Origin of the sequence: Lentzea sp. NPDC005914 (assembly GCF_040629405.1) — a bacterium.
Classification (GTDB): Bacteria; Actinomycetota; Actinomycetes; order Mycobacteriales; family Pseudonocardiaceae; genus Lentzea.
The window spans coordinates 146,095-164,543 of sequence record NZ_JBEXVQ010000010.1 but is presented as its reverse complement, the minus strand read 5'-3'; the positions used below and the strand labels follow the sequence as shown (position 1 = coordinate 164,543).

Annotated in this window: 20 protein-coding genes; 14 read left to right on the top strand and 6 right to left on the bottom strand. The window is 65.8% G+C overall.

Translation table 11 applies throughout. From position 1 onward, the window contains the following. Positions 1-107 precede the first annotated feature (107 nt). The 5 genes from ABZ345_RS17020 to ABZ345_RS17000 all read left to right on the top strand — a co-directional run bounded on the left by ABZ345_RS17020 (position 108) and on the right by ABZ345_RS17000 (position 5,706). Positions 108-1,091, top strand: a complete 984-nt coding sequence (locus ABZ345_RS17020) for a substrate-binding domain-containing protein (RefSeq protein ID WP_359848811.1) — start codon at positions 108-110, stop codon at positions 1,089-1,091. A 105-nt stretch (positions 1,092-1,196) separates the two neighbouring features. After that, on the top strand, positions 1,197-2,525 hold the full coding sequence (locus tag ABZ345_RS17015) for an extracellular solute-binding protein (RefSeq protein ID WP_359848808.1): 1,329 nt from the start codon (positions 1,197-1,199) through the stop codon (positions 2,523-2,525). Then, positions 2,526-3,383 carry a sugar ABC transporter permease gene (locus ABZ345_RS17010; RefSeq protein WP_359848805.1) on the top strand — a complete coding sequence of 286 codons (858 nt, stop codon included), beginning with the start codon at positions 2,526-2,528 and terminating at the stop codon, positions 3,381-3,383. Then, positions 3,380-4,213 carry a carbohydrate ABC transporter permease gene (locus ABZ345_RS17005; protein WP_359848802.1) on the top strand — a complete coding sequence of 278 codons (834 nt, stop codon included), beginning with the start codon at positions 3,380-3,382 and terminating at the stop codon, positions 4,211-4,213. Before ABZ345_RS17010 ends, ABZ345_RS17005 begins: the two co-directional genes overlap by 4 nt. Before the next feature lie 11 nt (positions 4,214-4,224). Further along, the gene (locus ABZ345_RS17000; protein ID WP_359848799.1) at positions 4,225-5,706 is read left to right on the top strand and encodes a glycoside hydrolase family 13 protein; all 1,482 of its coding nucleotides are present in this window, start codon (positions 4,225-4,227) and stop codon (positions 5,704-5,706) included. A 45-nt stretch (positions 5,707-5,751) separates the two neighbouring features. On the opposite strand, the gene ABZ345_RS16995 is transcribed toward ABZ345_RS17000, so the two are convergent. The 4 genes from ABZ345_RS16995 to ABZ345_RS16980 are packed head-to-tail and all read right to left on the bottom strand — an operon-like array spanning position 5,752 to position 7,930. Beyond that, positions 5,752-6,657 (bottom strand): hypothetical protein, encoded by a 906-nt coding sequence (locus tag ABZ345_RS16995; protein WP_359848796.1) that lies wholly within the window; start codon positions 6,655-6,657, stop codon positions 5,752-5,754. Further along, positions 6,654-6,992 carry a type VII secretion target gene (locus tag ABZ345_RS16990; RefSeq protein WP_359848794.1) on the bottom strand — a complete coding sequence of 113 codons (339 nt, stop codon included), beginning with the start codon at positions 6,990-6,992 and terminating at the stop codon, positions 6,654-6,656. Before ABZ345_RS16990 ends, ABZ345_RS16995 begins: the two co-directional genes overlap by 4 nt. Positions 6,993-6,994: 2 nt before the next feature. Beyond that, positions 6,995-7,423: a YbaB/EbfC family nucleoid-associated protein gene (locus ABZ345_RS16985; RefSeq protein ID WP_359848791.1), complete on the bottom strand. Its 429-nt coding sequence runs from the start codon at positions 7,421-7,423 to the stop codon at positions 6,995-6,997. A gap of 30 nt (positions 7,424-7,453) precedes the next feature. Further along, complete coding sequence (locus tag ABZ345_RS16980; RefSeq protein ID WP_359848788.1) at positions 7,454-7,930, bottom strand: DUF6346 domain-containing protein; 477 nt, start codon at positions 7,928-7,930, stop codon at positions 7,454-7,456. A 277-nt stretch (positions 7,931-8,207) separates the two neighbouring features. On the opposite strand from ABZ345_RS16980, the gene ABZ345_RS16975 reads away from it, so the two are divergent. The 9 genes from ABZ345_RS16975 to ABZ345_RS16935 all read left to right on the top strand — a co-directional run bounded on the left by ABZ345_RS16975 (position 8,208) and on the right by ABZ345_RS16935 (position 17,333). After that, positions 8,208-8,969 (top strand): DeoR/GlpR family DNA-binding transcription regulator, encoded by a 762-nt coding sequence (locus tag ABZ345_RS16975; RefSeq protein WP_355554039.1) that lies wholly within the window; start codon positions 8,208-8,210, stop codon positions 8,967-8,969. Between the two features lie 91 nt (positions 8,970-9,060). After that, complete coding sequence (locus tag ABZ345_RS16970) at positions 9,061-10,410, top strand: sugar ABC transporter substrate-binding protein (protein WP_359848785.1); 1,350 nt, start codon at positions 9,061-9,063, stop codon at positions 10,408-10,410. A 2-nt stretch (positions 10,411-10,412) separates the two neighbouring features. Further along, a complete protein-coding gene (locus tag ABZ345_RS16965; protein ID WP_359848782.1) occupies positions 10,413-11,342 on the top strand; it encodes a sugar ABC transporter permease in 930 nt (309 codons plus the stop codon). Continuing rightward, complete coding sequence (locus ABZ345_RS16960; protein ID WP_359848779.1) at positions 11,339-12,154, top strand: carbohydrate ABC transporter permease; 816 nt, start codon at positions 11,339-11,341, stop codon at positions 12,152-12,154. The genes ABZ345_RS16965 and ABZ345_RS16960 overlap by 4 nt, the downstream gene beginning before the upstream one ends. Then, entirely contained in the window at positions 12,151-13,140 is a 990-nt protein-coding gene (locus ABZ345_RS16955; RefSeq protein WP_359848777.1) for a zinc-dependent alcohol dehydrogenase family protein, read from the top strand. Before ABZ345_RS16960 ends, ABZ345_RS16955 begins: the two co-directional genes overlap by 4 nt. A gap of 287 nt (positions 13,141-13,427) precedes the next feature. Then, on the top strand, positions 13,428-15,137 hold the full coding sequence (locus tag ABZ345_RS16950) for an ATP-binding protein (protein WP_359848775.1): 1,710 nt from the start codon (positions 13,428-13,430) through the stop codon (positions 15,135-15,137). Continuing rightward, the gene (locus ABZ345_RS16945) at positions 15,137-15,811 is read left to right on the top strand and encodes a response regulator transcription factor (RefSeq protein WP_359848772.1); all 675 of its coding nucleotides are present in this window, start codon (positions 15,137-15,139) and stop codon (positions 15,809-15,811) included. Before ABZ345_RS16950 ends, ABZ345_RS16945 begins: the two co-directional genes overlap by 1 nt. 80 nt (positions 15,812-15,891) lie before the next feature. Then, a complete protein-coding gene (locus tag ABZ345_RS16940) occupies positions 15,892-16,776 on the top strand; it encodes a hypothetical protein (RefSeq protein WP_359848769.1) in 885 nt (294 codons plus the stop codon). A gap of 50 nt (positions 16,777-16,826) precedes the next feature. Continuing rightward, complete coding sequence (locus tag ABZ345_RS16935; protein ID WP_359848766.1) at positions 16,827-17,333, top strand: hypothetical protein; 507 nt, start codon at positions 16,827-16,829, stop codon at positions 17,331-17,333. Between the two features lie 63 nt (positions 17,334-17,396). Here ABZ345_RS16935 and ABZ345_RS16930 read toward each other — a convergent pair whose 3' ends face one another. Both ABZ345_RS16930 and ABZ345_RS16925 read right to left on the bottom strand, forming a co-directional pair. Further along, complete coding sequence (locus ABZ345_RS16930; protein ID WP_359848763.1) at positions 17,397-17,570, bottom strand: DUF397 domain-containing protein; 174 nt, start codon at positions 17,568-17,570, stop codon at positions 17,397-17,399. After that, entirely contained in the window at positions 17,545-18,390 is an 846-nt protein-coding gene (locus ABZ345_RS16925; RefSeq protein WP_359848760.1) for a helix-turn-helix transcriptional regulator, read from the bottom strand. Before ABZ345_RS16925 ends, ABZ345_RS16930 begins: the two co-directional genes overlap by 26 nt. Between the last annotated feature and the right edge of the window lie 59 nt (positions 18,391-18,449).

Here is an 18,449-nt window from a genome sequence, read left to right as displayed (position 1 = left end):
ACCGCAGGTGACGTTCGAGCGTAAACGCACGCTAACGTCGAGGGCGCCTGCCGAGCGGGTGAGCGTGGTCCTGCAAGCGAGCGCAAGAACTTGCGTACACTTGCGCCATGACGCAACGGAGGCTGGCCGAGGTCGCGGCCAAGGTCGGGGTCAGCGAGGCCACCGTCAGCCGGGTGCTGAACGGCAAGCCGGGCGTCTCGGACGCCACGCGCAGTGCCGTGCTCACCGCGCTCGACGTGCTGGGTTACGAGAGGCCGACGCAGCTCAGGGGCGAGCGGGCCAGGCTGGTCGGTCTCGTTCTGCCCGAGTTGCAGAACCCGATCTTCCCCGCGTTCGCGGACGTGGTCGGCAACGCGCTGGCGCAGAGGGGTTTCACGCCTGTTCTGTGCACGCGGACGGCCGGCGGGGTCACGGAGGCCGAGTACCTGGAATTGCTGCTCGAGCAGCACGTGTCGGGGATCGTGTTCGCGGGCGGGCTGTACGCGCAGAAGGACGCGAGCCACGGGCACTACCAGCAGATGATGAGCAGGAAGCTGCCTGCGGTGCTGGTCAACGCCGCCATAGACGACCTGGCGTTCCCGCGGGTCTCGTGTGATGACGCGGTGGCGGTGGAGCAGGCGTACGGGCATTTGACCTCGTTGGGGCACCGCAGGATCGGGGCCGTGCTGGGGCCGCCGGACCACGTGCCCAGCCAGCGGAAGCTCGAGGCCATCACCAGGCAGGGCGGGGCCGATGTCGAGCACGCCATGTTCAGCCTCGAGGGCGGGCAGGCGGCGGCAACGAAACTCGTGCAGCGCGGCGTCACGGCGATCATCTGTGCGAGCGACCCTCTCGCTCTCGGTGCCATCCGGGCAGTGCGACGAGCTGGGCTGGACGTGCCCAAGGACGTGTCGATCATCGGGTACGACGACTCGGCGTTCATGACCTGCACCGATCCGCCGCTCACCACGGTGCGGCAGCCGATCGAGGCGATGGGGCGGGCGGCGGTGGAGCTGCTGGCCAACCAGATCTCCGGCAACGCGGTCGCGCCGGACGAGCTCCTCTTCGAGCCCGAACTGGTGGTGAGGGCCTCCACCGCACCCATCAGGTAAGGCAGTCGGCTTCTTGCGAGTTTTCGTCTAGATATTGCGTTCAGATGTAACGACGACTTATGGTCGCCGTCACATCGACGCGCTCGCGAGAAGGGCGGCCCCACCATGAAGAAGTCCGCTGCCGTGCTGCTGGGCTGTGTCCTGGTCGCCGGCTGTGGGAGCGGTTCCACGACCGAGCCCGGCGGCCAGGTCCAGATCAACATCAACGGCCAGCCGCCGCAGACCCAGGCGTTCGACCGCAAGGTTTTCGACGAGGACGTCGCGGAGTTCGAGAAGGCGAACCCCGACATCGACCTCGTGCCGCACGAGGGGTTCATGGACCCGAAGACGTTCAGCGCCAAGCTCGCCGGCGGACAGCTCGAGGACGTCTTCTACGTCTACTTCACGGATCCGGCGGCGCTCATCGCCCGCAAACAGGCCGCCGACCTCACCGATTACGTCAAGGACGTCAAGTACTACGGCGACCTCAAGAAAGAGCTCAAGGACGTCTTCACGGTCGACGGCAAGGTCTACGGGCTGCCCACCGCCAACTACACGATGGGCCTGCTCTACAGCCGCGCCAACTTCACCAAGGCCGGCCTGAACCCGGACTCGCCGCCGAAGACGTGGGACGAGGTCAGGTCAGCGGCCAGGAAGCTCAAGGACGCCGGCGTCACCGGGTTCGCCGAGTACAGCAAGAGCAACCAGGGCGGCTGGCACTTCACCACGTGGATGAAGTCCGTCGGCGGTGACATCGCGCGCAAGGACGGCGACGCCTACAAGGCCGACTTCAACAACGACAAGGGCAAGGAAGTCCTGCGCCGCCTCAAGGAGATGCGCTGGGACGACAACTCCATGGGCGACAAGCAGCTCCTGGAGATCGGCGACGTGCAGAACATGATGGGCGCGGGCCAGCTCGGCATGTACCTCGCCGCGCCCGACAACGTCGCCGCGATCGTCAACCAGTTCAAGGGCAAGTACGACGATTACGGTCTCGCGGCGATCCCCGGCCAGCAGGGAACTCTGCTCGGCGGCGAGGGCTACATGATCAACCCGAAGGCCACGCCGGAGAAGATCAAGGCGGGCCTGAAGTGGGTCCAGTGGAAGTACCTGAACCCGGACCGCCTCGAAGGCAACCTGCAGAAGTACAAGGACCGCGGCCAGCCCGTCGGCCTGCCGATCCCGCCGATCGCCGACATCTGGACCGGTGAGCCGCGCAAGAAGCAGGAAGACCTCAAGGGCAAGTTCGCCACCATGCCCGTGCAGAACTTCCAGGCCTATGTGGACGGCTCCGAGAAGACCAAGGGGTCGCTCGAACCTCCGCAGGCACAGCAGGTCTACGCGATCCTCGACAGCGTCGTGCAGGCGACCCTGACCAACAGGGACGCCGACCACGCCGCGTTGCTCAAGGATGCGGAGACCAAGGTCAACGCCGTTCTGGCACAGGTGAAGTAGGTGCGGCGCCACGTCACCGCGTACGGCTTCCTCAGCCTCGCGCTGGTCGTCTTCGCGGTGTTCTCCTGGTGGCCCATCGTGCGCGGGGTGGTCCTGAGCGTTCAGCAGGTCAACTTCGTCACGAGCCCCGACTGGGTGGGCTGGGAGAACTTCGAACGGCTCTTCGCGGACCCGCTGTTCGTGGTGGCGTGGCGCAACACGGCGTACTTCACGATCCTCGCACTGGTCATCGGCTTCGGCATCCCGTTCCTCACCGCCGTGGTGCTCAACGAGCTGAGGCACGCCAAGGGCTACTTCCGACTGCTGGTCTACCTGCCGGTGATGCTGCCGCCGGTCGTCACGGCCCTGCTGTGGAAGTGGTTCTACGACCCCGGGCCCGGCCTGTTCAACTCGGTCCTCAGAGGACTGAACCTTCCGACGTCACAATGGCTCGACTCCAGCAGCACCAGCATGATCAGCCTCGTCCTGGTGATCACGTGGGCGAACATGGGCTCGGCGACGCTGATCTACCTGGCCGCGCTGCAGACCATCCCCGGCGAGCTGTACGAAGCCGCGGACCTGGACGGCGCGGGAATCCTCAAGAAGATCTGGCACGTCACGATCCCGCAGACCAAGTTCGTGATCCTCATGCTGTTGCTGCTGCAGGTCGTGGCGACCATGCAGATCTTCACCGAGCCGTTCGTGATGACCGGCGGCGGCCCGGAGGAGTCCACGGTCACCGTGCTGCTCCTGCTCTACCGCTACGCCTTCTACTACAACGACTTCGGCACCGCGAGCGCGCTGAGCCTGATCCTCTTCGCAGTGCTGGGCGTCTTCTCCTTCCTCTACCTCAAGATCACCAGGAAGGCCGACGCATGAGGACCCTCACCAGGGGAAGCGGCCCCGTCTACTGGATCGTCCTCACCGGCACGCTGGTCCTGTTCACCGCGGCGTTCCTGCTGCCGCTGGTCTGGGTGCTGCTCGGCGCGTTCAAGCCCCCGGCCGAGCTCGCCCAGCAACCACCGACGATCCTGCCGCACACGTGGGAACCGGACGCGTACGTCAACGCCTGGAACTACATGGACCTCGGCCGGTTCTTCCTCAACACGTTCGTCGTCGCGATCGGCGCGTGGGCCGTGCAGATGGCCGTGATCGTCCCGGCGGCCTACGCGTTGTCCAAGCTGCGCCCCATCTTCGGCAACGTGATCCTGGGCCTGATGCTGGCCACGCTGATGCTGCCCGCCACGGCGTTGCTGGTCCCGGTCTACCTGACGCTCACCGACCTCGACCTGCTCAACAACCCGGCGGGCATCTGGCTGCCGTTCGCGGCCAACGCGCTGAACGTCTACCTGCTCAAGCGCTTCTTCGACCAGATCCCCGAGGAACTGCTGGAGGCGGCCAGAATCGACGGCGCGGGCACGTGGACGACCCTGGTCCGGATCATCCTGCCGATCTCCCGGCCGATCCTCGCCGTCGTCTCGATCTTCGCGGTCGTCGCGGCCTGGAAGGACTTCATCTGGCCGCTGCTCGTGTTTCCCGACCCGGCGAAGCAGACGCTCAGCGTGGCACTGCAGCGCTTCGCCCCCGACACCCCGATCAACCTCCTGCTCGCGGGCCTCGTGCTGGCGAGCCTGCCGATGGTCGCCCTGTTCCTGGCGTTCCAGCGGCACATCCTCGCGGGGCTCACCGCGGCCGGCGTCAAAGGCTGAAAGGACACCAGATGAGTTGGTGGCGCAACGCATCCATCTACCAGGTCTACCTGCGCAGCTTCGCGGACGGCAACGGTGACGGCATCGGCGACCTGGCCGGCCTCCGCGCCAAGCTCCAGCACATCGCGAGCCTCGGCTTCGACGCGATCTGGCTCAACCCCTGGTATCCGAGCCCGCTCGCCGACGGCGGCTACGACGTGGCGGACTACCGCGACATCGAACCGGTCTTCGGATCTCTTGCCGACGCCGAGAAACTCATCGCCGACGCGCACGGCCTCGGCATCCGGATCATCATCGACCTCGTCCCGAACCACTGCAGCGACCAGCACCCGTGGTTCACGGAAGGCTTGTGGGATCGCTTCCACATCCGTGACACCGAAGATCTCCCCAACGACTGGAAGTCGCGCTTCGGCGGCCCGGCGTGGAGCAAACTGCCCGACGGCCGCTGGTATCTGCACCTCTACGCCGCCGAGCAGCCGGACTTCAACTGGGAGAACCCGGCCGTCGAGGACGAGTTCGAGGACATCCTGCGGTTCTGGCTCGACCGCGGCGTCGACGGGTTCCGCATCGACGTGGCGGACGGTCTGGTCAAGGACTTCAGCCGGCCCGACGCCGACCAGCCCTACTCCGACCAGGACGGCGTGCACGAGATCTACCGGGAGTGGCGCAGGATCGTCGACGAGTACGACGGTGACAGGATTCTCGTCGGCGAGATGTGGCTGCCCGACCCCATCCGGTTCGCCCGGTACCTGCGCCCCGACGAGATGCACAGCGCGTTCAACTTCGACTTCCTCTGCTGCCCCTGGAACGCTCAGGAACTGCGCAACGTCGTCGACGACACGCTCGCCGCGCACGAACCCGTTGGCGCGCCACCGACCTGGGTCCTGTCCAACCACGACGTCACCCGCCACGTGACCCGGTACGGCCGCGAGAAGACCGGGTTCTCCTTCGCGGACAGGCAGCACGGCGCCCCGACCGACTTCGAGCTCGGAACGCGCAGGGCCCGCGCGGCGATCATGCTCACCGCCGCGCTGCCCGGCGGCGTGTACGTCTACCAGGGCGAGGAACTGGGACTGTGGGAGGTGGAGGACCTGCCGGACGAGCTGCGCGAGGACCCGGTCTGGCACCGCTCGGGCTTCACCGACCGCGGCCGTGACGGCTGCCGCGTGCCACTCCCCTGGTCCACTGAGGACGGTCCGAGCTGGCTGCCCCAGCCGGAGAACTGGCAGGACTTCTCGGTCGCGGCCCAGACGGACGACCCCGGCTCAATGCTCAGCCTCTACCGCGAGGTCTTCGCGCAACGCCGCGCGATCGACGGCGACCTTGAGTGGCTCGACCTGGGCGAGAACGTCGTGGCGTTCAAGCGGGGTGATCACACCACGATCGTCAACCTGTCGGACCAGCCGATTGATCTTCCTGCCACGCCAACGTTGTCAAGCGTCCCGCTGACAAACGGCCAACTCCCGCCCGACGCGGCGGCCTGGCTGAGCTGAACCGGACGTTGCTCCCCGGCCGAGGGGGACGGGGAGCAACGACCATCACCGGGTCGCGTACGCCGAGTCGTCGACCTTGCCGGCCTCGGTCGGCAGGTTCTTGACCACACCGGTCGCCGTCGTGTTCACCGCACCGGTCGCGATGTTCTCGAACATCTCCGTGAACGGCCCCGACGCCTTGGGCATCACGCCCTTCAGCACGTCCTTGACCTTGTCCAGCGTCTTGAAGATCGTGTCGATGCACTTGGACAGGCCGCGGATCGTCTTGATGACCTTGTCGAGCCAGTCCGAGACCTTCTTGGCCCACTTCATGATCAGCCGGATGCCGTCGGCGATGATGCCCGGCGTCGCGAGCCCGACCGTCAGCAACGCCGCGGCCGCCCACCGGATCAACGCCTGCACGAGCTCCGACATCGCCATCGAGATCAGGTCGCGCACGATCGTGCGCACCGTCGCCACGGCCACACCGGCACCGACGAGAGCAGCACCAACGCCTTCCGCCGCAATGCCCGCGGCCTTGACGCCCTGGGCTTCCAGCTTCGCCACCGGCGTGTAGGCGGCGATCGCGGCACCCTGCCACTGCGAGGTGTCGGCGTCGACGACGCGCGCCATCTCCTCGCCGGCCTTCTTCAGGTGGTCAGCGACGTTTCCCCAGGTCGCGGCGTTCTGGTTGATCACGCCGGGGTTGCCCGCCAGCGAGTTGAGCATCGACGTCAACGGTTCGACGTGCTCGATGAACCACGCGAACGCCGACGACAGCAGCGTTCCGAACGGGTCCGTGACGAAGCCCAGCGCGTCGATGCCCGCGCCGAGGACGTTGATGCCCGCCTCCGCCCAGTCACCGCGCTGCACCGCGGACACCGCGTCCGCCGCGGGCTCGATCAGGTTGATGCCGGCGAGCGCTCCGGGAGCGTCCGGTGCCTTGGCCACCAACGGGTTCGGTGCGGTCATGAGGTCAGCTCCCCCAGCTTCTCGATGATCTTCTTGAGGTTGCCCTCGATGGCCTTGTCGGCGGCGTCGTAGACGTCGGCCATGCCGTTGACACCATCCACAGTGGCGTCCACAACGCCGTGCGAGGCACCGATGGCCGCAACTCCGGCGGCCTCGACCGTGCCCATGATCGGCTCCAGCAGCGGGCTGCAGAGAATGCCGTACGCGTTGGCACCGTTGATCTGCGCCTGTCCGATCGCCTGCTGCGCCGTCTCGATCTGCTTCACGATGCCGTCCAGCCGCTTGGCGTGCTCGCGCATCGCCTGCGTGTGGACGTTGAACCCTCCGGCAGTCATGATCACCAGCCCTTGTCGTCACGGGCGAAGTTGTGCCCGCCGAAGTCGTCGTCATCAGGACGGGGAGACCGCTCACGAACCGGCTCTTCGGGCTCGGGTTCGGGGAAGCGCTCGTGGTAGCCGCCGATCAGCGCGTCCATGGTCTCGGAGTCACCACCGATGATCGGTGCCATGACCTCCTGCATGCGGGCCGCGATCTGCGCTTGAGCAGTGCGCATGGCGGTGAGGATCTCGGACGACAGCTGCGCGGGCTGCTTGCGCAACGCCGCGTCGGTCAGATCCAGTGCCGAGACGACACCGTTCTGGTCAACGGTGACCGACACCGAGCCGTCGGACGAACGTTGCGTCACCTTGACGGCGTTCGCGACCTGCTTCATCTCGTCGGCCTGCTTGAGCTTGGCCTGGATCTGCTCGTTCCACTGACGCATCATCGCGTCAGGGTCAGCTGCTGCCGGGTTCATCTACTCCCTCTCCTGTGCCTTCTTGCCGCGGGACGCCACCGTGCCCAAAACGGCCAGCGCCCCGATCACGCCTATCCCCATCCCACCGAGCAACGAGCCGATCCCGAGCACGACGCTCGGTTCGAAGTCCGCCCGGTACACCGGCGGGTTGCCGGAGCCGTTGCGAACCTTCTGCTCACCCCGTTGCACCACGGGCACTTCCTCGTCGTCCGGGGTGAGCTGACCGGCCTCGGCCGTCACCCTCGTCTGGCGCCCGCTCTCCCACGTGACGTCGGCCTGGCAGATCCACCAGTCGCCGAAGCCGTGGATGCTCACCGGCCCGCTGCTCTTGCAGTCGGCCACGCGTGCGATCCCCCGATCCGTGACGGGCCTGGAGTTCGTCCCTGCGGCGGGATCGAACTTCGTGAAGCCGGTCAGTCCCAGCAGGCAGCCGAGCCCCAAGATCACCAGAGCGAACAGGCCCGCGAGCCACTTCATGCGTCTTGATCCCCTCGTCGGTCCTGGTTGGACTGCGGCCCGCGCCGCCCGGTTCCACCGAATTCACCAGCCGTCTGGGGGCCATCCGGGCACACCCACGGGGCGGTTCGGGCGTGCCCAGTCTGGTCGACCTGCGTGAACGAGACGTCACACACTGCTAACCGGGCAGAAATCGGGCAGGATTTCACTCAGTTGTGGTGCCGACCACAATGTTTCAAGGGTGTTTCATCTATGCACAGCCCGAACGGGCAACCGAAAAGCCGAGTGGGCAGGTGACATGCGAGCCGAGGAACGCAAGCGGCGCATCCTGGCCAGGGCCCGCGCCGACGGCCGCGTCGACGTGGTGGAGATGGCGCAGGAACTGCAGGTCGCGCCCGAAACAGTCAGACGCGACCTGCGGGTGCTCGACGAACACGGTCTGGTGCGACGCACGCACGGCGGTGGCATCCCGGTCGAGAGCGCCGGCTTCGAGACCGGGCTGAGGTTCCGGGCGGGGTCGCACGTGCCGGAGAAGCGGCGCATCGCGAAGGCAGCCGCCGAACGGATCGACGACGCCGAGACGGTGTTCATCGACGAGGGCTACACACCGCAGCTCGTCGCGGAGGCGTTGCCCACGTCCAACCCGCTCACGATCATCACGGCGTCGCTGCCGACCGCGGCGGCGATGTCGGAACACCCGTCCTGCACGGTTCTGCTGCTGGGCGGGAGGGTCCGCGGCCACACACTGGCCACTGTGGACCACTGGACGACCAGGATGCTCGGCGAGATGGTGATCGACCTCGCCTACATCGGTGCGAACGGGATCTCCCGCGAGCACGGCCTGACGACGCCCGACCCCGCAGTCGGTGCGGTCAAGGCCAAGGCGCTCAGCGTGGCGCGGCGGAAGATCTTCGTCGGCACGCACACGAAGTTCGGCGTCTCCAGCTTTCACCGATTCGCCGAGGTCAGCGACCTCGAGGCGATCGTCACCGACTCCGGCCTGTCCGCCCACGAGGCCCACCGCTACACCCTGCTCGGACCCAAAGTGCTCAGGGCCTGAGCACTTTCCAGCCGCACTGAAAAAGGTACCCCCAAGTTTTCCCCGGGCTCTCCTCAGCGTGCCCGGAAACGATCCCCCGGAAGGAAAGACGATGTTGTCGATCCGCACACCTCTTCGCACATTCGGGGCCGCCACCGCCGTGTTGCTCTTGGCTTCCGCTTGCGCGGGCGCCGGGGGTGGTGGGGGCAGCGGCTCCGACTCCGTGAACGTCCTGATGGTCAACAACCCGCAGATGCAGGACCTGCAGAAGCTCACCGCGGACAACTTCACCAAGGACACCGGCATCAAGGTGAACTTCACCGTGCTGCCCGAGAACGACGTCCGCGACAAGATCAGCCAGGACTTCTCCAGCCAGGCGGGGCAGTACGACGTCGCGACGATCTCCAACTACGAGACGCCGATGTACGCCAAGAACGGCTGGCTCGCGCCGATGGACGACTTCGTGGCCAAGGACAGCGCGTTCGACCAGGCCGACATCCTGCCGCCGATCAAGCAGTCGCTGACCGCCGCCGACGGCAAGGTCTACGCGCAACCGTTCTACGGCGAGTCGTCGTTCCTCATGTACCGCAAGGACATCTTCGAGGCCAAGGGTGTCACGCTGCCGGACAAGCCGACCTGGCAGCAGGTCGCCGACGCGGCCGCGAAGGTCGCCACGCCGGAGGTCCGCGGCATCTGCCTGCGCGGCCAGCCGGGCTGGGGCCAGGTCATGGCGCCTTTGACGACCGTCGTGAACACCTTCGGCGGCACGTGGTTCACCAAGGACTGGCAGGCGCAGGTCAACGCGCCGGAGTTCAAGGAGGCCACCAAGTTCTACGTCGACCTCGTGCGCACCCACGGTGAGGCGGGCGCTCCGCAGGCCGGGTTCGCCGAGTGCCTGAACAACATGACGCAGGGCAAGGTCGCCATGTGGTACGACGCCACGGTCGCCGCCGGCCTGCTCGAGGCCAACGACTCGCCGGTCAAGGGCAAGCTCGGCTTCACCCAGGCGCCGGTCGTGAAGACCGACAGCTCGGGCTGGCTCTACACCTGGGCGTTCGGCATCCAGAAGGCGTCGAAGAAGCAGGACGCGGCCTGGAAGTTCATCTCGTGGGCGTCCGGCAAGGGCTACGAGGAACTGGTCGGCAAGAACCTCGGCTGGTCGAAGCTTCCTGACGGCAAGCGTTCCTCGACCTACCAGCGCGCCGAGTACAAGCAGTCCTCCGGCACGTTCTCCGCTCAGGCCGAGGCCGCGATCAAGGGCGCGAAGCCGCTCGACCCCGGTGTGCAGCCGCGGCCGGCGCCGGGCATCCAGTTCGTCGGCATCCCCGAGTTCACCGACCTCGGCACGCAGGTGTCGCAGCAGATCAGCTCGGCGATCGCGGGCGCGGTCTCGGTGGACGACGCGCTGAACAGCGGCCAGGGGCTCGCCGAGAAGGTCGCGGCCAAGTACAAGGGGCAGTGACGATGGCTGTCATCACTCGGGAGCGGTCGGTCGTCGACCGGCCGCCTCCCGTCCCTCGCAAGAAGTCCTCGAAGTGGGTGACGCGGGCGCCGTTGCTGCCCGCGCTCATCTTCCTGATCGTCGTGACGCAGCTGCCGTTCGTGGCGACGCTGTTCATCTCGTTCATGAAGTGGAACTCGCTCGACCCGTCCAACAGAGGATTCGCCGGGTTCGACAACTACGTCAACGTGTTCACGGACCCGGATCTGCGGTCTTCGGTCGTCAACACGATCGTGCTGACCGCGTCCGTGGTGCTGATCAGCCTGGTGCTGGGTCTCGGCCTGGCGTTGTTGCTGGACAAGAAGTTCCGGGGCCGCGGGTTCGTGCGCACCATGCTCATCGCGCCGTTCCTCGTGGTTCCGGTGGCGGCGGCGCTGATCTGGAAGCACGTGCTCTACAACCCGGAGTACGGGCTGTTCAACGGAATCCTGAACTGGCTGGGTTTCTCCGCCCAGCCGGACTGGATCAGCTCGATGCCGATGAGCGCGGTGGTGCTGTCGCTGGTGTGGCAGTGGACGCCGTTCATGATGTTGATCCTGCTGGCGGGCCTGCAGTCGAAGCCGATCGAACCCGTCGAGGCGGCGACGATCGACGGCGCGTCGCCGTTCCAGATCTTCCGGTACTTGACGTTCCCGCACCTGCGGCAGTACCTGGAGCTCGGCGGGCTGCTCGGGTCGATCTACATCGTGCAGAACTTCGACGCGGTCTTCACCATCACGTCCGGTGGTCTGGGCACGGCGAACCTGCCGTACATGATCTACCAGACCTTCTACCAGGCCCACGAGTACGGCGAGGCGTCCGCGGCCGGCGTGATCGTGGTCGCCGGGTCGATCGCCATCGCGACGTTCGCGCTGCGCGTGGTGTCCTCGTTGTTCAGGGAGGAGACGCGATGAGCACCCAAAGAATTGGACGCGGCTGGGGTGTGCTCGCCTGGTTCTGCGGCCTCGTGTTCTTCGCACCCGTCGCCTGGATGTTCCTCACGTCGTTGCACAGCGAGACGGACGCGGCCACGAACCCGCCTTCCATCGCGGCGCCGCTCACGTTGGACGGATACACGGAGTTCTTCAACGCCGGTGCTTGGCCGCCGTTGCTCAACTCGTTCAGCGCCTCGATCGGGTCGACGATCATCGTGCTGCTGCTGGCGATTCCGGCGGCCTACGCATTGTCGATCAAGCCGGTCGAGAAGTGGACCGACGTCCTGTTCTTCTTCCTGTCCACCAAGATGATGCCGGTCGTCGCGGCATTGCTGCCGATCTACCTGATCGCGCAGTTCTCCGGGATGCTCGACAACATCTCGTTCCTGACGCTGCTGTACTGCTCGATGAACCTGCCGATCGCGGTGTGGCTGATGCGGTCGTTCCTGTCCGAGGTACCGCGCGAGATCCTCGAGGCCGCCTCGATCGACGGCGCGGGGCTGATCACGATCCTGCGCCGGGTGGTGGCACCGATCGCGATGCCCGGAATCGCGGCGACGGCGTTGATCTGCTTCATCTTCAGCTGGAACGAGTTGCTCTTCGCGCGGGTGCTGACCGGTGTCGTCGCCGGGACCGCGCCCGTGTACCTGACCGGGTTCGTCACCTCCCAGGGCCTGTTCCTGGCCAAGGTGTGCGCGGCCGCGGTCGTGGTCTCTCTGCCGGTGCTCATCGCCGGGTTCGCCGCCCAGGACAAGCTGGTCCAAGGCCTTTCGTTGGGAGCAGTCAAGTGAAAGCAGCGGTCATCACCGGCGTCGGGTCCGTCGAAGTGACCACTGTGGACGATCCAGCGTGCCCTCCGCGGTCGGTGATCGTCGATGTGGCGGCCTGCGGGTTGTGCGGGACGGACCTGCACATCCTGCAGGGCGAGTTCGCACCGACGCTGCCGGTCGTGCCTGGTCACGAGTTCGCCGGGACGATCGTGGAGATCGGCTCGCAGGTCACCGAGCTTTCCGTCGGTGACCGGGTCGCGGTGGACCCGTCGCTCTACTGCTACGAGTGCCGGATGTGCCGTGCGGGCAAGAACAACCTGTGCGAGCGCTGGGCCGCCATCGGCGTGACGACCTCGGGTGGTGCCGCGGAATTCGCGGTGGCTCCCGTGGCGAACTGCGTGAAGTTGCCCGACCACGTGCGGACCGAGGACGCGGCGTTGATCGAGCCGTTGTCGTGCGCGGTGCGCGGGTACGACGTGGTGCGTGCGTCCATGGCTTCGCGGGTGCTGATCTACGGCTCCGGGACGATGGGGCTGATGATGCTGCAGCTCGGGAAGCTGACCGGCGCGTCGTCGATCGAGGTCGTGGACCTGAACGCGGAACGGCTGGAGACGGCTGTCCAGTTGGGCGTCACGGCGGTCGGCTCTTCGGCTGACGAACTGGACCGGCCCGAGGGCTGGGACGTCGTCATCGACGCCACCGGCAATGAGAAGGCCATCCAGGACGGGATCGGCCGGGTCGCGAAAGGCGGCACGTTCCTCCAGTTCGGCGTCTCCGACTACTCGGCCCGCGTGACCATTGAGCCGTACAAGATCTACAACCAGGAGATCACCATCACCGGCTCGATGGCGGTGCTGCACTCGTTCGAACGGGCGGCAGACCTGTTCGCAACTGGAGTACTCGACCCCGAGATCTTCATCAGTGACAGGGTGCCGCTGGACGACTACGCCGGGGCGTTGGACCAGTTCAAGGCGGGTAAGGGCCGCAAGATCCAGGTCCTGCCCTAAAAATGCCACTGATGGAGTTAATCCGATAACTGTCAAGGAGTTGGATCCCCGGATCATGGCGCTCTAGGGGTTTCCCGACGCCAACAGCACCCTCGACTCTGGGTCCCGTGCTCCGCAAACCTGAGGTATTGGCTAACCGACTGTCCCAGACGGAGACCATCCTCGCCCAGCTCGTTGGAGCGATAGTTGCCGTGTGTGTCCTCTTCGCCGTCGCACACACATCGGTTTCCGACGCGGTATCGCATCCGCGGAACTGGCTGGTCGCGGTCGCCTGCACCCTGCTCGGGGTGCGGGTGATCGGTCACGTCCGCAGGTCGGCCGTCGGGTGGTTGCTGCTGGTCATGGGTGCGTTCGGCGGGGTGGCCGTCGCGGTCGCCGGCCAAGCGCACGATCATCCGGCTCGCTGGATCGAGGCGTGGGTTTGGTGGCCCACCTACGCGTTACTACCCGCGGTGGCACTGGTTTTCCCCAACGGAATGCCGTTGAGCCGACGCTGGTGGATCGCCGTCGGGGCGTCGCTGTTCAGCGCTCTCGTTGGCACTATTGGGATCGCGTGGGCGTCGTGGGATGATCCAGTCAACTTCTGGCGGACTCCGGGCGGTGGGCTCGCCAAGACGATCACACTGGTCGCCGTGCTCGCGGCCGGCGTTGCGGTGATCGCGGCAGTGGTGTCGCTGGTGATCCGGTGGTGGAGGGCTGACGGGGAGGAACGGCGGCTGCTCGTATGGGCGGTCGCGCTGCTGGTGCTGGCCGCAGTCGCGACCGTGGTAGAGACTGCGGACGGGCACGTCTCGTGGATCATCGGCGTGCTCGCGTTTCCTACTGCTGCGGTCATCGCGATCGTTCGTTATGGCTTGTACGACATTAGCCTGCTCATCCACCGCTCGTTGCTCTACGGCTCGTTGACCGTGGTGCTGCTGCTCGTCTACCTCGGCGTGATGGTCGGTGCCGGTGAGCTGTTCGCGAACGAAGCCGAGGTCGTCGGGGTCGTGGCGGCGGGGCTCATGTTCGCACCTATCCGCAGCTGGCTGCAGCGCAGGCTCGACCGCTGGCTGTTCGGGCAGCGCGCTGATCCTTACAGCGCTTTGTCGACGTTGAGCGAGAAGCTCGAACGCTCGCATGACGTCCTGCCGACCGTCGCCCAGGCCGTTGCCGAGTCGCTGAAGCTCCCGTACGTGGCGATTCGCGGCGGGTCGATGCTAGCCGAGCACGGACGTGGTCGCGGGTGGCCACAGTTGCGTTTCCCCATGACCTATCGCGGTTATGCCGTCGGCGATCTCGTGATCGAGCCTCGGGCACCTGATGAACGGTTGAGCGATCGGGAGCTGAGCCTGCTCGTTGATCTCGCCCGCTCCACGGCCCCAGCCGCACAGTCGGTCAAACTGACCACCGACTTGCAACTCGCCCGCGAGAGGCTCGTGCGTGCACGCGAAGAAGAACGGCTGCGGTTACGTCGATACCTGCACGACGGCGTCGGACCGGCGCTGGTCGGGATTCGCTTGCAGATCAAGGCTTTGCGCCGATCGGTCGGTGATGCCCTCGACCCTGTTCTGGGTGATGTCGACTCGACCTCAGGCGAAATTCGGCGACTCGTGGACGCGTTGCGCCCGCCGATTCTGGACCAGGGGCTGGCACCGGCCGTGCGGGAGGAAGCCGCGCGTTTCAACGGGGAGCTGATGGTTCGGGTAGAAGCCGAGGAAATCGACGGGCTGTCGGCAGCCGTTGAAGTCGCGGCTTATCGGATCGTCGCTGAGGCGCTGACCAACACCGCGCGCCACTCCGGCGCCTCAACGTGCGTGATCTTCTTGCGCACCAATGGCGATCTTGTCGTGGAGATCGTGGACGACGGGCGCGGGGTCGCAGCGGACGCGCTACCCGGTGTGGGGCTCGACTCGATGCGTGAACGATGCGCCGAGCTCGGTGGATCCTGCACGGTGGAGCCGGCCGAACCTAGCGGAACGCGGGTAGTGGCCCGAATTCCGTTGGAGACCCGCTGATGGAGGTGGAGACGCGGGTAGTGATCGCCGACGACCACCCGGTGTTCCGACGCGGACTCAAGGCTCTGCTCGACAGCGAGGACGGGCTATCCGTGGTCGGTGAGGCCTCAGATGGGGTAGAGGCTGTTTCGGTCGTCCTGGAGATGGTCCCGGATGTTGTCGTCCTCGACCTGCACATGCCCGTCCTGGACGGCGTCGAAGCCTGCAAGCGAATGCTGAAAGCGCAGCAGTCGTTGGGCATCCTCGTGCTGACCATGCACGAGGACGACGAACTGGTGTTCGCGGCGATGAAGTCAGGAGCTCGGGGCTACCTGGTCAAGACGACCGATGACGACGAGATCGTACGGGCGGTGCGAGCGATCCGCGCCGGTGAAGCGATCTTCAGCGCCACCATCGCGCAACGAATGACTGGGTACTTCGCCGCGATCTCGTCATCGAGAACAACGCTGTTCCCACAGCTCACCGACAGGGAGCGGAACGTGCTGGAGCTGATGGCTTCCGGGCTGGACAACACCTCGATCGCGCACAGGCTCTCGCTGTCGCAGAAGACCGTACGCAACAGGGTGTCCGCGATCTTCACGAAGCTCCAGGTCGCCGGCCGGGCGGAAGCCATCGTTCGAGCGCGCGAGGCCGGGCTAGGAGGTCCCAGCCAAACAGGGACAACAGTCACCTGACAGCGGGACAAATCCCCGGCTTCGATCGGCGGTGGTGCCGGACATCGGTGCCGAATTCGCTGACCTGAGGATCGATCAAAATGACAATCAGATCGAAACTGGCATACCTGCTCGCTGCCACCGCCATGCTGACAGGATTGATGCACGACCTCGCGTCCGCCTCTGACACTGGTGCGACCAACCTGGTCGTGCGAGGCATCATGCCCGCCACCGAGAGCCAACTCATCGACGAGTTCGTCAACCGCGTGCACGACAAGTGGGATGCGAGCATCGAGCGGGACGACTACCGCGTTATCAGGGAGCTCAACTCCGTGCTGGTCGTTCCGAAGGGGGTTGAGCCTCTGCATGTCCAGTCGAACGGCGTCGACATGTTCCAGATCTCCGGCGCGGTGAACCCGCCTGCGGGGGAGGTCACCACGAAGGAGGACGCGGTCTGGAATCGGCCGGTGTGCCTCGCACGGCACAACCTGGCCAACCCGGTCTTCCCCTCGGTCATCGAGGCGTGGGCTGACGCGTGCTACGCCGCGGGCTACATCCAGTACCCCGGCCAGTCCGGTTGGGACGCGGTGTTCAAGCAGTACCAGACCTGCGCCACCACCGGCAACGGGCTCAACTACCACCTCAAGCAGTGCACCATGGCATTCGGCCCGGTCGGCAACGGAGGGGGGATCAACTTTCTGGACTGGAACGACTGGTCCCCGAAGTCCACCACCTACATGAACCCGTGCTCACAACTCAACCTTGCCGTCAGCGTTGCCGGTTTTGGCGCTGAGCACGCTATCTCCCTGTGCGAGACGCTGAACCCTGTGAAGGGCGAAAGGCCTCTCGACTTCCAAGCGAACTGGGCGGGAGACGCTCCGACCAAGCACCATCGCGAGACCGGCGACCTCATTTCCGTGCACAACGCGCTGCTCAGCGGCATCCCGTACCAGGTGTACTACGGCGGTATGGAGATCGGCTTCTAGGACTACCCTGAAGCAGGGGGCCAGCACTTCGAGGGGACGGGTGACGTGCGGTGGCGACGATCAGGAACACGCGCCTTGGGCTCGGGGTCGTACTCGCCGCCGTCGCACTCGTGGGGGCCGGGCTGTTCGTCACCAACGAGCTGCGCACCACGGCTGCCGACGACGGCAGCCAGACTCCGGGCGTGCCAAGTCCCGCTGAGGCTGAAGCCCTGCTGACTGAGGCACATCGTCTGGCACAGGAACCGAATCATCGCGACCTGTGCCAGACGATCGCCCAGAACGCCGAGACGTGCCAGAGGGTGCTCAAGTGGGCCGAGGAAGCGCACGTGAGGCCGTCGGCCGACAGACCGTCCATACTTGAAGACAACGTTGCTGAGAACACTGCGGCTCAGCAAGGAGCCAGGGTGCTGCGCATCCGCGGCACCCTCGCTGACGGCCGCTCGTACACCGGAAAGTTTTCGGCGGTGCGCACGACAGCTGGCGAGATCCGCAGTCAGAACGCGGTCTACTGGTACAGCGACTTCGCAACGATCTCAAGCAGCTTCACGCCCGCCTGAGGAAGCACCGGACTCGGGGCGTCGCGTACCCGCAGTCGCCGGCCCCTCAGTCCGCCTCGGTGGTCAGAGCCAGGTGACCAAGGCGCGCCAGGAAGTCGTGGAGAACGCGAGAACCCCACCACTCGCGTTCTTCGTGTCCCGCACGAGCACGTCCTTGGCGAGCGACACCTCCACGCAGCTTTCCGGCGTCCCGCCGTTGCTGTAGGTGCTCTTACGCCAGGTCCGTTCCGCCGACATGAGGATCCTCTCGAAGTCCGCTGACGTACTCCGCCAGCTTGCTCTTCGATTGTTCCGCATCCAGCGCGACGGCATCCAGCCGCTGAAAGAGCCTCCGGGTCCGTGCGATAGCGACGCTGTCCTGGGCGTACACCTGCGCCGTGTCGGTCTCGGTGTACACGACCGGAGACGCCTTGCCGAACTCGTAAAGCGTCGCCGCCGAGCGGTAGGCACAGATGTCGGCGGGAACGATCCGGAGAACGTGGGTGCTCCACATGAGCTTCTTGTACTGGTCTTTCCGTAGCCCCGCATCGCCCAACAGCAGCCGCAAGGCGAGTTCGTGTAGGTAGAACACGCATTCGGGCCGGTTGGGTCGCCTCATGATCGTCTGCCGGTCCATGCGCGCCTCGATGAGCATCTCGATGCCATCAGGTGCTTCGACATGGGAGTCGACGAACAACTGCCGGGCGTACGCCTCCGTCTGCACGAGGCCGTGCACCGTCAGGACGTCGTAGGAGACGATCTTCTTGGCCATCGACTCCGTCATCGCGAGCGTGCGCACGTTGTCCGGCACCTGAGCGAAGTACAGGTCGAAAGCATTGTGATAGCGGCGGCGGAACTCCTCGAACAAGTCGAGGTTCTTGCCGCACGTCGCCAGGTACTGAATGAGATCGACGTCGCTCGCCCGTGCCTTGCCGAGTTCGATGTCGGAGACCTTGCTCGGGTCCCAGCCCATCTGGATCGCCATCGCGCGGCCGTTGAGTGAGGTGCACGTCTCCCGAAGCCGACGTAGCTCGTCACCGAGCTCCCGGCTGTACGGCGTGGAAATGGTCGCGGTCATACCCTCCGAAGCTAAGGCTTGGATTCAAACCACGCCTTGGCTCGTTCGGGTAAAAAAGA